The sequence below is a fragment of the Pseudomonas sp. B21-048 genome, assembly GCF_024748615.1.
Classification (GTDB): Bacteria; Pseudomonadota; Gammaproteobacteria; order Pseudomonadales; family Pseudomonadaceae; genus Aquipseudomonas.
In genome coordinates, this window is the sequence record NZ_CP087168.1 from 2,850,644 (window position 1) to 2,863,879 (window position 13,236).

Annotated in this window: 14 protein-coding genes; 9 read left to right on the forward strand and 5 right to left on the reverse strand. The window is 54.4% G+C overall.

Translation table 11 applies throughout. The features are described 5' to 3' along the window. Positions 1–34: 34 nt before the first annotated feature. Positions 35–1,018: an MDR family oxidoreductase gene (locus LOY56_RS13385; protein WP_258622545.1), complete on the reverse strand. Its 984-nt coding sequence runs from the start codon at positions 1,016–1,018 to the stop codon at positions 35–37. A gap of 160 nt (positions 1,019–1,178) precedes the next feature. Here LOY56_RS13385 and LOY56_RS13390 point away from each other — a divergent pair, with 160 nt between their 5' ends. The 6 genes from LOY56_RS13390 (at position 1,179) to LOY56_RS13415 (ending at position 6,371) form a co-directional block, all read left to right on the forward strand. After that, positions 1,179–2,258 carry a nitronate monooxygenase family protein gene (locus LOY56_RS13390; RefSeq protein WP_258622546.1) on the forward strand — a complete coding sequence of 360 codons (1,080 nt, stop codon included), beginning with the start codon at positions 1,179–1,181 and terminating at the stop codon, positions 2,256–2,258. A 127-nt stretch (positions 2,259–2,385) separates the two neighbouring features. After that, entirely contained in the window at positions 2,386–3,144 is a 759-nt protein-coding gene (modA, locus tag LOY56_RS13395) for a molybdate ABC transporter substrate-binding protein (RefSeq protein ID WP_258622547.1), read from the forward strand. Continuing rightward, positions 3,145–3,825 carry a molybdate ABC transporter permease subunit gene (modB, locus tag LOY56_RS13400; RefSeq protein WP_258622548.1) on the forward strand — a complete coding sequence of 227 codons (681 nt, stop codon included), beginning with the start codon at positions 3,145–3,147 and terminating at the stop codon, positions 3,823–3,825. A gap of 3 nt (positions 3,826–3,828) precedes the next feature. Beyond that, positions 3,829–4,908, forward strand: coding sequence for a molybdenum ABC transporter ATP-binding protein (modC, locus tag LOY56_RS13405; RefSeq protein WP_258622549.1), 1,080 nt, complete (start codon positions 3,829–3,831; stop codon positions 4,906–4,908). A gap of 98 nt (positions 4,909–5,006) precedes the next feature. Further along, positions 5,007–6,044, forward strand: coding sequence for a DNA topoisomerase IB (locus LOY56_RS13410; RefSeq protein ID WP_258622550.1), 1,038 nt, complete (start codon positions 5,007–5,009; stop codon positions 6,042–6,044). Between the two features lie 69 nt (positions 6,045–6,113). Further along, positions 6,114–6,371 carry a hypothetical protein gene (locus LOY56_RS13415; RefSeq protein ID WP_258622551.1) on the forward strand — a complete coding sequence of 86 codons (258 nt, stop codon included), beginning with the start codon at positions 6,114–6,116 and terminating at the stop codon, positions 6,369–6,371. A gap of 64 nt (positions 6,372–6,435) precedes the next feature. On the opposite strand, the gene LOY56_RS13420 is transcribed toward LOY56_RS13415, so the two are convergent. Further along, complete coding sequence (locus LOY56_RS13420) at positions 6,436–6,900, reverse strand: MarR family winged helix-turn-helix transcriptional regulator (protein WP_258622552.1); 465 nt, start codon at positions 6,898–6,900, stop codon at positions 6,436–6,438. A gap of 8 nt (positions 6,901–6,908) precedes the next feature. After that, a complete protein-coding gene (locus tag LOY56_RS13425) occupies positions 6,909–7,424 on the reverse strand; it encodes an ATP-binding protein (protein WP_258614670.1) in 516 nt (171 codons plus the stop codon). A 285-nt stretch (positions 7,425–7,709) separates the two neighbouring features. Between LOY56_RS13425 and LOY56_RS13430 the strand changes: the two genes are divergently transcribed. The 3 genes from LOY56_RS13430 (at position 7,710) to LOY56_RS13440 (ending at position 9,069) form a co-directional block, all read left to right on the forward strand. Next, entirely contained in the window at positions 7,710–7,940 is a 231-nt protein-coding gene (locus tag LOY56_RS13430; RefSeq protein WP_008012835.1) for a hypothetical protein, read from the forward strand. 313 nt (positions 7,941–8,253) lie between these two features. Then, complete coding sequence (locus tag LOY56_RS13435; protein ID WP_258614672.1) at positions 8,254–8,538, forward strand: hypothetical protein; 285 nt, start codon at positions 8,254–8,256, stop codon at positions 8,536–8,538. Positions 8,539–8,679: 141 nt separating this feature from the next. Beyond that, positions 8,680–9,069, forward strand: coding sequence for a hypothetical protein (locus tag LOY56_RS13440; protein WP_408980333.1), 390 nt, complete (start codon positions 8,680–8,682; stop codon positions 9,067–9,069). A gap of 867 nt (positions 9,070–9,936) precedes the next feature. On the opposite strand, the gene LOY56_RS13445 is transcribed toward LOY56_RS13440, so the two are convergent. Both LOY56_RS13445 and LOY56_RS13450 read right to left on the reverse strand, forming a co-directional pair. Then, positions 9,937–10,884: a HEPN domain-containing protein gene (locus tag LOY56_RS13445; protein ID WP_258614673.1), complete on the reverse strand. Its 948-nt coding sequence runs from the start codon at positions 10,882–10,884 to the stop codon at positions 9,937–9,939. Positions 10,885–11,340: 456 nt separating this feature from the next. Then, positions 11,341–13,185 (reverse strand): hypothetical protein, encoded by a 1,845-nt coding sequence (locus LOY56_RS13450; RefSeq protein WP_258614675.1) that lies wholly within the window; start codon positions 13,183–13,185, stop codon positions 11,341–11,343. Between the last annotated feature and the right edge of the window lie 51 nt (positions 13,186–13,236).

Below are 13,236 nucleotides of genomic sequence, written 5' to 3' on the forward strand. Positions count from 1 at the left end.
CTACAGTTTGTCTGTTTGATTGGCGTCAAGACGATCAACGATTGACGTCGACCACCACCCGGCCGCGCAACTGGCCGGCAAGCAGGCGCTGCGCCGCGTCGATGGCTTCACTCAAGCCGATTTCGTGACTGATCAGCGGCAGCAAGGCGAAGTCCAGATCCTTGGCCAGGCGATTCCAGGCCAGTATCCGCTTGGCTTTGGGCTGGGTCACGCTGTTGATGCCGGCCAGAGTCACACCGCGCAAAATGAACGGCGCGACGGAGGCCGGGAAGTCCATGCCTTGTGCCAGACCGCAGGCGGCGACGGTGCCGTTGGCCCGAGTGCTTGCGCAAGCGTTGGCCAGCGTGTGGCTGCCGACCGAGTCGATCACCGCCGCCCAACGCTCCTTGGCCAACGGTTTGCCCGGCTCCGACAACGTGGCGCGATCGATGATTTCGCTGGCGCCCAATTGCTTGAGATATTCGTGCTCAGAGGTGCGGCCAGTGGACGCCACCACGCTATAGCCGAGCTTGCTCAGCAGCGCGACGGCGAAACTGCCTACGCCACCATTGGCGCCCGTCACCAGCACTTCGCCTTGACCGGGATTCACGCCGTTGTGCTCCAGCGCCAGGATGCTCAGCATCGCCGTGTAACCGGCCGTGCCGATGGCCATTGCTTGCGCGGCGGTGAATGCTTTGGGCAGCGGGATCAGCCAGTCGCCATTCAGGCGAGCTTTCTGCGCCAATCCGCCCCAGTGTCCTTCGCCCGCCCCCCAGCCATTGAGCAGGACTTGATCACCAACCTTGTAGTCCGGATGACCGCTGACTTCGACAGTGCCCGCCAGATCGATCCCCGGCACCATCGGGAATTTGCGCACCACCGGGCTGCTGCCAGTGATCGCCAGGCCATCCTTGAAGTTCAACGTGCTGTATGCCACACGCACGGTTACATCGCCTTCAGGCAACTGATCGTCGTTGATCTCTTGCAGAGTGGCCCGGTAACCGCTGTCATCCTTGTCGATCAAAATGCCTTTGAACATCACTGCCTCCCGATGGAATCGCTCAGTTGTCGTGCTGTTGAAATAGCACATGAAAACACATCGCCGCAGCCGACTTTAAGCCAATCCTCGAACTCGACTGGCCTTGGGTCAGTCATTACTGATACAAATTCGCTTCTACCGACGTCGGAGAACACTGCACATGAATCAATGGCCAGACACCCGCATGCTTGACCTGCTCGGGATCGAACTGCCGATTATCCAGGCCCCCATGGCCGGCGCGACGACTTCGGCCATGGTGATTGCGGTGAGCAACGCTGGCGGCCTGGGCTCAATGCCCGCCGCGATGCTGAGCATCGAGCAGTTGCGCGAGGAGCTGAAGACGATTCGCCAACACACCCAGCGCCCGTTCAGCGTCAATTTTTTCTGCCATCAACCTCCGCCACCCGATGAGCAGCGCGCCCGGGACTGGAAGAACCTGCTGGAACCGTACTATCGGGAATTGGGGGTCGATTTCGATGCACCAACGCCGGTATCCAATCGCGCGCCGTTCGATAATGCGGCCTGCGAAGTGCTCGAAGAGTTTCGTCCTGAAGTCGTGAGTTTTCACTTCGGCTTGCCGGAAAAGTCGCTGCTGGATCGGGTAAAAGCCACTGGGGCGAAAATTCTCTCTTCGGCGACTACGGTCGAAGAAGCCATCTGGCTGGAGCAGCATGGTTGCGACGCAATCATTGCCATGGGTTACGAGGCTGGCGGTCATCGAGGGATGTTCCTCAGTGATGACCTGAGCAGCCAGGTGGGGACTTTCGCGCTAGTGCCACAAATCGTCGATGCGGTGAACGTGCCAGTGATAGCGGCGGGCGGAATTGGCGATGCGCGGGGCGTCGCGGCGGCTTTTCTGCTGGGCGCTTCGGCGGTTCAGGTGGGTACGGCTTATTTGTTCACGCCGGAGGCCAAGGTCAGCGCTTCTCACCGCAAGGCGTTGCGTACGGCCAAGGAAAGCGAGACGGCGGTCACCAACATTTTCACCGGGCGTCCGGCACGCGGGATTCTCAATCGGGTGATGCGTGAGCTGGGACCGATGAGCGCCAAAGCGCCGGCCTTCCCTTTGGCGGGCGGTGCGCTGATGCCATTGCGGGCCAAAGGGGAAGCGGATTTCAGCAGCCTTTGGGCCGGGCAGGCGTTTACGCTGGGCGTTGAAATGACGTCGGCAGAGCTGACCCGGCGTTTGGCCGAGGAAGGACTAGCGAAGTTGGTCCGTCAGCAGGAAAGGTCCCTGTAGCAGCCTGCGGCAGCTGCTACAGGGGCGCGCATGATTCAATGTGTGCATCCCATTCATTCCGTTTACAGGCGATTCGCTATATATTCCGCTATATAGCGTTTTATCTCGCCTGCCACGGAGCCGTTTCATGATCATTCGTGCCTCACGTTTTGCCCCCGCGTGCCTGTTCACCGTGTTTGCTTTCGGGTCCGCCCAGGCTGATGAAGTCCAGGTTGCTGTTGCTGCCAACTTCACTGCGCCAATCCAGGCCATCGCGGCCGATTTCGAGAAAGACACAGGGCACAAACTGGTCACCTCCTTTGGTGCCACCGGCCAGTTCTATACCCAAATCAAGAACGGCGCTCCGTTCGAAGTGTTCCTCTCGGCAGACGACGCCACCCCGCAAAAACTCGAGGCCGAAGGCGACACGGTCAAAGGCTCGCGCTTCACTTACGCCATCGGCACCCTGGCACTGTGGTCGACCAAGGACGGTTACGTCGACGCCAAGGGCAAAGTGCTGAGCGACAATCAATATCAGCATCTGTCCATCGCCAACCCGAAAGCCGCCCCGTATGGCCTGGCCGCCACTCAGGTGCTCGCCAGGCAGGGCCTGACCGACAAAGTCAAAGACAAGATCGTCGAAGGCCAGAACATCACCCAGGCCTACCAGTTCGTTTCCACTGGTAATGCCGAACTCGGTTTTGTGGCCTTGTCGCAGATCTACAAAGACGGCAAAGTCACCAGCGGTTCGGCCTGGATAGTCCCGGCCGACATGCACGATCCGATCAAACAAGACGCGGTGATCCTCAATAAAGGCAAGGACAACCCGGCCGCCAAGGCGCTGGTTGACTACCTCAAAGGTCCGAAAGCCGCCGCCGTCATCAAATCCTACGGTTACCAACTCTAAATGACGCTATCGAGTGCCGATTATTCCGCCATTTGGCTGACCCTGAAACTGGCGTCCCTGACGACCATGATCCTATTAGTCATCGGCACTCCAATTGCGTTATGGCTGTCGCGCACCCGTTCCTGGCTGCGCGGCCCGATCGGGGCGATCGTCGCCCTGCCCTTGGTGCTGCCGCCCACGGTGATTGGCTTTTACTTGTTGTTGGCACTCGGCCCGAACGGCTGGATCGGTCAGTTCACCCAATCGCTGGGGCTTGGCACCCTGACCTTCAGTTTTGCGGGGCTGGTGATCGGCTCGGTGCTGTATTCGATGCCGTTCGTGGTCCAACCACTGCAAAATGCTTTTTCCGCCATCGGCACTCGCCCACTGGAAGTGGCTGCCACCTTGCGCGCCAATCCCTTGGACACGTTTTTCAGCGTGATTGTGCCGCTGGCCCGCCCCGGCTTCATCACCGCAGCCATTCTCGGTTTCGCCCACACCGTCGGCGAATTCGGTGTGGTATTGATGATTGGCGGCAACATTCCCGACAAGACTCGCGTGGTCTCGGTGCAGATCTACGATCACGTCGAAGCCATGGAATATGCCCAGGCCCATTGGCTGGCCGGGTCGATGCTGGTGTTCTCGTTTGCGGTGTTGCTGGCGCTTTACTCCAGCCGAAAAACCAAAGCGGTCTGGAGCTGATCGATGATTCATGCGCGTTTGAAACTGAATTACTCGGGATTCTCTCTGGATGTAGATCTGCAACTGCCCGGTCGCGGCGTGACGGCGCTTTACGGCCATTCCGGTTCGGGCAAAACCACCTGCCTGCGCTGCATCGCCGGTCTGGAACAGGCCGAGCAAGGTTTTATCCAGGTCAATGACGAAGTCTGGCAGGACAGCGACAAACGGATTTTCGTCCCGCCGTATAAACGCGCTTTAGGTTACGTCTTCCAGGAAGCCAGCCTGTTCCCGCATTTATCGGTGCGGGCCAATCTGGAGTTCGGTCTCAGACGTATTCCCCACTCACAGCGCCGGGTCGACATGGTCCATGCCACGGAGTTGCTGGGGATCGCCCATTTGCTCGATCGTGATCCGCAGAACCTTTCTGGCGGTGAGCGCCAGCGGATCGGCATCGCTCGTGCCCTGCTCACCAGCCCGAAATTGTTGCTGATGGACGAACCGCTGGCGGCACTCGATACTCAGCGTAAAAACGAAATCCTGCCTTACCTGCAACGGCTGCACGATGAGCTGGACATTCCCGTGCTGTACGTCAGCCATTCCCAGGATGAAGTCGCGCGGCTCGCCGATCACCTCGTACTGCTCGGCAACGGCAAGGCCCTGGCCAGCGGCCCCATCGGAGAAACCCTGGCCCGGCTCGATCTGCCGCTGGCGCTGGGCGATGACGCCGGCGTGGTGATCGAAGGGCACGTCAGCGCCTACGACGCTGATTATCAATTGTTGACCCTGCAACTGCCCAACACGGACCTGAGCATTCGGGTCGCCCATTCGCCGATGGCCGAAGGTCAGGCATTGCGCTGCAAGGTCCAGGCGCGGGATATCAGCCTGAGTCTGCAAGGCGTCGAGCAAAGCAGCATTCTCAACCGCCTGCCGGTCACGGTGATCAGTGAAATCGGCGCCGATAACGCCGCTCACGTACTGATCCGCCTGAACGCGGCCGGCACGCCGCTGTTGGCGCGGATCACACGCTATTCCCGGGATCAATTGGGCGTGCACCCTGGACAGCAACTCTGGGCGCAGATCAAAGCGGTGGCGGTGCTGGCCTAAAATCTGTCGACACTCTCCAGGCATTCTCCAGGCACCCCGGCATCGGCGCGCGGTCAATGGCTTAACGCCCCATGATTCGTCGCCCGGGATTGCCTGCCATGCCAGATACCGCGTTGCCCGATGTTCTGCCGCCCGATCTGCATTACGTCGATGACAGCCAGCCCGGCATCACCCGCAAGCTCCTGCGCGGCAAGTTTTGCTACTTCGACCCGGCGGGTCAGCATATTAGCGATCCGGATGAAATCAAACGCATCAACGCACTTGCGGTACCGCCTGCCTACACCGACGTGTGGATTTGCCCAGACCCGCGCGGTCATCTGCAAGCCACCGGCCGCGACGCTCGTGGCCGCAAGCAATACCGTTATCACCCACGCTGGCGAGAAGTGCGCGACGCCAATAAATACTCGCGCCTGCGGGAATTCGGCTTGGCGCTGCCAAAACTGCGCAAAAAACTCGAAGTGCTGCTGGCCGCACCCGGTTTCAGCCGCGACAAGGTCATGGCCACGGTGATTACCTTGCTCGATGCGACGCTCATTCGGGTCGGCAACACTCAATACGCCCGGGACAATCGCTCCTACGGCCTGACGACTCTGCGCAGCCGTCATGTCGAGGTCAATGGCAGCGCGATCTTGTTTCAGTTTCGCGGCAAGAGCGGTATCGAGCACCAGATCACCCTAAAAGACCGGCGCCTGGCACGGATCATCAAGCGCTGCCTGGAACTCCCCGGGCAAAACCTCTTTCAATATCTGGACGAAAACGGCGAGCGGCACACCGTCAGTTCCTCCGACGTGAACGCCTACTTGCAGACGTTGACTGGCGCCGATTTCACCGCCAAGGATTACCGCACCTGGGCCGGCAGCGCGCTGGCCCTGGCGGTGCTGCGCGAGCTGCAGTGGGAATCGGAAGCCGATGCAAAGCGGCATGTGGTGGAAATGGTCAAGAATGTCGCTCGACAATTGGGTAATACTCCGGCGATTTGCCGCAAGTGCTATATCCACCCTGCGGTCGTCGATGGCTTCATGCAGGGCGCATTGTCCGAACTGCCGCGATCGAGAGGGCGCAAAAGACTCAGGGCTGAAGAAGTCGCGCTGGCTGTGCTTCTGGAGAAACTCATCGAGACGGCCGAAATACCGTGAGACCTCTTCGAGGTGGACTAAACCGACGAACTGACCTGCCCATTCTGTGCACGATCGCAAAGGGCTTCTATGCTTGATCTGAATACGAATAGCTTCGGTGACGCCATGGAAGACATTTTCGTTGTGAAACGCTGCAACAAGATCATTATTCATGGCCGCCGGGCCGGAGAACCCGATCACCCACCACCCGACGCTGCCATCTGGTATCGCATCACCGATACCCGCACTCGCGGCTTCATCGGTGACGGCTTCGATCTTGAAGAGGACGCCGCGCGCGAATGTCGGCGGCTTAACGCGGTCAGCTCACCGAAGTCCCGGCAGGCCTGAAGCCGGTTGCTGTCATTTTGGGCGCCCCGCAGAATTCGGAATGACTGCCCCAATCCTGGCGCTTCTAACTATTGGACGAGTTCATCCCTGCCAGTCGTCCGAGTAGTGCTGATGCCGCCTCGATCTGTTCCGATGCAACCCATTCGGTTGCATCTTGTGCGACAGTGCGAACCGACGTAACTGCGTGGCCCAAGAGCTGACGCCCCGAATCTGTGAGTGTTGCGTAGCCCACTCGTGCATCCCTCGGGTCAGGCTGTCGTGATACCAGGCCCAATTTTTCCAGGGGAAGCAAACTGCGAGTGACACCTGAGGCGGTCAAGCCCAGCCGCTCAGCCAAGTCCACTCGACGCAGCCTGCCACCCGGCGCGCGCTCAAGGTAATAAAGGGTCATGAAATCGGCAAAACTGAGCCCGTGCAAGCCGGACAACACGTTATCAAGGCGCCGCGTCAAATTGGCATAGGCGCGCGACAATCTGATGCAAAACTCAAGACCTGCGTCCGCACTGCCATTGTTTTCATCTGTATTCACGACGGTGCTCATTCTTGCAGTGCTCGCACAAGGTGCGAGTCCGACAGTTCACTGTCGGTCGGATGCTCAAAGCAGGACTCCATTGCCTCAAACATCCCCGGTGTCACATCGAACGAATAGGTTTCCCCCTTCTCCGAGTTCCTGCGAAGCACACGTTGTCTGCGAATTGGCAATGGCGCATCGACAAAGTGGAAAAGCGCCACATGCCCCGCTTGTTCAACCTTCGACTTGATCGAATCCCGATCCGTTTTTCGAAGCAAGCCAAGCTCCAGAATGACATCTGTTCCGGTGCCAAGAATTTGTTTTGCTACTGACCAGACCTGGGCCTGGCATCTGGCCACGCGGGGCATGACCCACGACATGTCCATTCGTTCAGGCACGTCAGCCCCGAACATCGCCTGCATCCACTCGTCAATGGCGAAGCGAACACCGTTGACCTCTGTGGCAAGTGTGCGGGCAAAGGTTGATTTTCCTGCAGCAATCGGTCCGTAAATGAGGTGAGCGGTTCGCTGATCGTTATTCATGGTGGCTTCTGATTGATGATCAATGCTTGAGTACACAACCATAGCACATGCATCTTGCAATAAAACCCTCAAGATTGATGTTCAGTGTTCAACTGGAAGACGAGATGTTCCACCGTTACGGCTGTCCGAAAAAACCTTGCGCACGATTCTTGCGAATTCAGCGGGCTTCTTATCTGGGTCTATACTCAAAGGAGCTGAAGGATCAGCGACCCATCGGCAGAAAGCTCGCTCCTCGCGGGCTTTTTGTTGCCCTTTACCCGATTTCTTTGAACGGAGGTGTATGTCATGTCCGAGAAAGAGTCCATCACCACCCTGCTTACCCTGCTTGACTCCCGTCAGGCGCGCCTTGCCGCCGCGTGCAAGGAAATCGCCGACTGGGTTGATAATCAAGGGGGACATCCGACAGCCCTCAGGATTCGCGATCGTCTGAACGACATCGAGAAAGATACGCCGCAGATTCGCAGCGCGCTGTCTTCGCTCAAACCTGTCGAGCCGCCGCTGCCTCGCTTCAGATGAGCCGAGCAAAGTATTCAAACCAGGGACAGAGCCCGAGTCAGGACGCCTGATCGGTGACATTATCGTCACCAGGCTTATACCTGTCTGCTTGTCATGCGCTACACACCAACCCGGCCAGGTTTGCCGGGTTTTTATGTTTGTGTGTTTCTGACATTTCACACCGCGTTCACAACTACCCCCCTACAGTGCATCTACTCCTTTTCAAGAATGCCCATTGGCCCGCCCGCATGCGGGCCTTTTTTTGCCTGCCATATAGCGAACGAACGCCCTCGTCCGCCTGTCGAACGATTACACGTCACGAAGGAGATGCATCGTGGTCACTCACTTCAAAGTCGGCGGGCACCTGGCCTGCGGGCACAAAGGCAGCAACCTGACTTCAAGCCGCATACTGACCCGGGTGAAATGCAGAAGCTGCCGCAACACCGATGCGTTCAAAGAAGCACGCAAAGCCGAACGCAACGCTGCACGTCGCGTTGCACGCAAGGCCAAAGTCGCCCACACCGTCACTGACTGGCGCGCAGCCTGGACCCAGCGGCTGATCGAAATGCCTGGCTTGCAAAGACTGCCGCGTGGTTTCACCGGCCAGCCATTCGTGTAGCTGACTCCTTGCTACCCCCCGGGGCGCTATGGGAGAGGAAATATCGATGAACAGACTTCTTCTGCTTCTGATCGTCAGCCTGTGCCCACGTGGGCGATGGCACAAGGGTGCGATGTCAAAACCCGATCCCAAAGCGCTTCAGTGCCGGTGATCGAAACCCACTCCTGCTATGAATACGAAGGCATGCCAGTGGACGCTATTGATTGGTCCTGCAGCAACGAAAGCAAGGAAATGCTGACCAGCACCAAGACCAAAGTTGCGCAGTGCGGTGATCGCTATCGGGCCACCTGCCTGGGTACATTGACGCCAGAGGCGCTGGCCAACCCTCAATCCATCAGCAAAGACAAGAACAGCAAACCGCTGAACATTCCCGACAATGCCCAGGTCATCACGTATTACTACAGCATCGAGAACCTGCCGCAGGCCAGGATCGATTGCGAAACTGGGGGGGGGGAAATGGACGGAGAAGTAGCGGCGCTACATATGAACGATTGCGTGTGGACTCCTTCAACACCTATCGATCAAAAATAGCGGAGCAGAAACGAACAAGGGTTTGCATTAGCTTTCGCCAGCAAACCCTTGATTTTAAATGGTGCCCGAAGCCGGGGTCGAACATACCGCCTACAGACCGCTATTTTACCGGATTTATCTATTATTAATCTCAGTATGTATACCTAAACGTATACCTAAAACGGGAAGTACCCTTATCTTCTCCGCCTCCAGCAGGGAACCTATCATGCCGACGCCCTCCCTCCCGTTTTGCCGTCTCCGGGTGACGCTTGTGATCATCATTACTCTCCCCGTTTTGGGATGGAAGAGATGGAAAAATAGTTTGGGCGTGGGGGCGCCGATACTGCGAACGCTAATACTTTTGACGCAGCACCTCCAGCATTCCCCCAAATTCGTCCAAGACGGCGATTTCCTAAAAAACTACGAATTAATGATCGAAACGGGCAGGGATCGGTCCTTCGGGCGAGGACTCCAGACTTTTGACCGCCCCCTACCCAATGGCTTTATCGAGCAGCACCAACTGCCCTAGTTGCGTTGCCCGATGGCGAGTTACGGATAAACAACCAATCAGGCACGCCCTGCCGTATGCAACCCTGCGCCGGGTCTCGAATTACCCGCTAGGGGCGATTACAATCCGTCGTCGGAGTCCGCATTGATTATTGACTGAGAACGGCCAGAAGCAGGCATCCAGGTCAGCCAACTAACTGGAAGCTGCCGTAGGAATCCATTGTTATGAGCAGCCCTTACGTATAAAGGATCAATCGCGGCGGAACTCACGCAAAACCCCGTTGAGTTCTCGGTTTGCCACTCTACACGCCAGTGAGCAACCGTAAGCGCTCGCCGTCTCGAAACCTATATGAATTGGGAGATAGAGAAAGACCTACTGTGCTAGCACTCTCTCAAATCAGCCACAAGCTGGTATTGGTCGATAGCTGTTCGAAGCATTTCTCGTACCAATTGTTCCATAAAGCTGTTAACCGTTTGAAGATCAATCAATTCCGGCGCATCGATTCTAATATCGTAAATATTGCCATGCGCTATGCTGCTGCGCAGTGCATATAGTTTTTCCCATAATTTTTTGATGCCAAGAGGTTTAAAAAATTTTGTGTTTTGGGTGTCAAAACCAATGTAATTACATAAAAGCTCAGTTTTTCTCTGAAGTTGTTTTTGTATAGACAAAGCTGCTCCACTGGCATCCTGCCTAGTCAACAAACATTCTAGAACAGCGAAGTAGGAGAGCGTTCTTAGCTCCGAAAAAAATGGCAAAGTATCAATATCATGATAGATAGTTATGGCCCGATTGATTCGACGATCAACCGGCTTGGAATTGTCATTTATTTTAACGTAATAACCTCGCAACTCCTGAAGTTCATTCAATGGAATCGAAATTGAGCCTTTGTGAGTGAAATCCTGTAGCAAATCCAGTTCGTAACTGTTAAATCCCTGGTGCATAGATACTGCTTTCTTGTTCGAGTCTTTAGCGTAGCCTGCGTGACCACCAACCCTGAACTGAAACCTGGTTAATTTGCCAGCCATATTTATGGATTGAATATTTCTATTATACTCTGTTGTTTCAACCACCAATAGTTGAGAACTTTCAGGCGGCACGTATCTATTGTGAAAACTCCCTGGCGTTGTTTCCACTTTTTTCACTTCCGAGCCATGATCGACAATGAAAGTTGAAAATTGACCTGCAGCTTTCAAGAGGAACTTATAGTGCTCTGCTTCGAAATGTGTTGCCCGCCTAATTACTGCACTCTCGCTTATTTCGAACGGCAACAAGTCATCAGCAATTTGTAGGTTATTTAGAACGATTGCAAACCCCGTATCATTCATTGAATTTGACCTTCTGTGTATAGATCTTGGAATAGGCCGAAGCCAAATTTTGCGCAGAATGACGTAACTGTACTCAATTTTGAATCTGCTGCGTGTCGTAGCTTCGCGACAGTCAGCAATCGGCCAATAGCAGACGCTGACAACGCGATAGCTGGGGCACTATGGGGAGGCGACTGAAAACGGTGATGCTGGCGCTACTCAACGCCAATGCCGAGAGCGGGTGACCAAGCAACCCAGCGAGAGGGCTATGGCGTAAGGTTAGTCGAGGGAGGGGCATGGTCTGATCTTCCAATCCAGGGTGGTTACCCCACGAAACTATGGTTTTTTGGAATTACACTAAGTCTTGAGCTAACGCAAATATCAATAATCTGGTTACCGTCCCCCTTGAACAAGCTAGGTATTCTATCTCGCCCGTAAGGAGCTGAATCCCCGCAGCTCCTGCGTGCTGACTGCCTCTTAGGAGTATACTGAGATACTCCCCAAGTTTTTGAACTGACGCATATCAAATTCTTTATCTTTGAGACACCTTTCTAGGGTATCGAAGGACTCTGCCAAACGTTTAGAGTTAGTAATTATTGAGTTGTTTTCTTGGTCTAATGCCTCGTAAATCATCCTGGCAACATTTATAGGTGTGTTTCGCCGAGAAAAATATATTGCCAACATGCCGAAGCATGCAGCATAAAGCGGGTTCACTGGCCACATATGGGATATGATGGTTTGATTGCCAGCAGCTAATGAAGCAGCAATCCCCCTTGAGTAAGGATTGCAACTTATCTCCGTTGCCGCTCCATCGCAAATGTTCAAAATTATGTTCCGATTTGTACTTTTGCTATGTCGACACAACCATAGCTTTCCGACGGTGATCGTTGACCCTTCATTGAAGAAAATTTCATCTTCAATAGCCTTGCCCCAGTGGTTGTACTCGCCATGCGCCGATATATATATTACGTCGTGTTGCTCTGATGCAAGAATATCGACAAAGAAATCTTCTTGGGGGTCTACATAAATCTCTGCCTCATCGCCAAATTCCGCAATAATAAATTCATGTTCTAACGTATAAGTGTGTGTATGGGTTGAAAGAAAGAAAACGAAACGCTTATCGTCCGGATCATCCAAGACTTCTTGGTGGCTGACGGATATGAGTGGAGCATTCTTCCCGAGGCTGAATAAAGCTGATTGCAAAGGAAAATTATGAGAAGGGAGAATCGTGAGAGAGTGAAATTCTCCATACAAAGGGTCATTCAGACCAAAGTGAGCAATTACAGTTCCTCTAAGTTCACTCAAATCATCGTCAACGGGCGGGGCTCCGCCTCGATCAGTATCGATGAACGCTCCATTGTCATCGAATGCCCCAAGAAGGGTAACATATGTGTTGGTTGCCCGATTGCACGCGTTTATTAGCTTGCTGTAACGCTCGTAGTTACCAAGCTCTTCAAATACGACTTGGCCTGATCTTGACAATATCATCAGTTTACTACCGTTTGGCAGCAAGTAACCATGACCTACGCGAGAAACCCCTAGTCCAGTCACGTTTTTAAGCGAGGACACTAAAGAAAACAGAGCGTCATAATTGTTGTTTTCGTAAAGCTTCCCCAATAAAGGTTTCAGGAAGTCACAATGCCCTTTTTGAATTATTTCGCGCATTTGAGGGCCACTCAAGTAGCGTTTTAATTCACTTAGGACGCCATATTCCGATTTAATGTGGCAGTAGTAATTTATAAAGGCTGAGGCAGCATTTGCTCCAGTAAAGTGCCGACGGTTTTTATAAGCTCGTTTAATGGATGGAAGAAAATCAGGCTGCCCCATGTTAGATGCAGTGCAAAGAAAGAGCTCTCTAAGTCTCTTGGCGCGCCTATGCTCCAAGTGGGTTTTTTTCAAACTATCTAAATAGTCTGGGTAGTGCTCTCGCCCATAAAAGTAATCCCAGGCTACTAGCTGACACATTGCTTCGACAATTGCGGATTCATCTTTAATCCTAGCCAAGTAAATGATTGCAGTGGCGCTGTTCCATGTGTCGCGTGCCACCTCTGGCATCGCACCTAGGCTCCGGAAATACAAATATATTACCGCTACCCATTCTACAAAAATTTCTGGTTCAGCCCGAAAATAACTAACGATGGGTTCTTGAAAAATCATCTGGACGTGATGTGGCGAAACGTCTACTCGCCCCCCAGAATATTCTTGGCCACTGAAAAACCCAAAAACGTGCGTGCCAACTCCTTGGATATCATTCCTATGGGCGGAGTTCACAGCGTCATAAATTTTTTGGATATAAAACTCGGGTGTATTGAATAGCACCATGAACGTAGGCTCGGTAATTTTCGCTGGAAACTAAGTATGCCAGTCACTCGC

What these genes read in the sequence shown, in the direction of transcription:
- LOY56_RS13385 (WP_258622545.1), bottom strand. Translation starts at nt 1,018, where the DNA reads ATGTTCAAAGGCATTTTGATCGACAAGGATGACAGCGGTTACCGGGCC.
- LOY56_RS13390 (WP_258622546.1), top strand. Translation starts at nt 1,179, where the DNA reads ATGAATCAATGGCCAGACACCCGCATGCTTGACCTGCTCGGGATCGAA.
- modA (WP_258622547.1), top strand. Translation starts at nt 2,386, where the DNA reads ATGATCATTCGTGCCTCACGTTTTGCCCCCGCGTGCCTGTTCACCGTG.
- modB (WP_258622548.1), top strand. Translation starts at nt 3,145, where the DNA reads ATGACGCTATCGAGTGCCGATTATTCCGCCATTTGGCTGACCCTGAAA.
- modC (WP_258622549.1), top strand. Translation starts at nt 3,829, where the DNA reads ATGATTCATGCGCGTTTGAAACTGAATTACTCGGGATTCTCTCTGGAT.
- LOY56_RS13410 (WP_258622550.1), top strand. Translation starts at nt 5,007, where the DNA reads ATGCCAGATACCGCGTTGCCCGATGTTCTGCCGCCCGATCTGCATTAC.
- LOY56_RS13415 (WP_258622551.1), top strand. Translation starts at nt 6,114, where the DNA reads ATGCTTGATCTGAATACGAATAGCTTCGGTGACGCCATGGAAGACATT.
- LOY56_RS13425 (WP_258614670.1), bottom strand. Translation starts at nt 7,424, where the DNA reads ATGAATAACGATCAGCGAACCGCTCACCTCATTTACGGACCGATTGCT.
- LOY56_RS13430 (WP_008012835.1), top strand. Translation starts at nt 7,710, where the DNA reads ATGTCCGAGAAAGAGTCCATCACCACCCTGCTTACCCTGCTTGACTCC.
- LOY56_RS13445 (WP_258614673.1), bottom strand. Translation starts at nt 10,884, where the DNA reads ATGAATGATACGGGGTTTGCAATCGTTCTAAATAACCTACAAATTGCT.
- LOY56_RS13450 (WP_258614675.1), bottom strand. Translation starts at nt 13,185, where the DNA reads ATGGTGCTATTCAATACACCCGAGTTTTATATCCAAAAAATTTATGAC.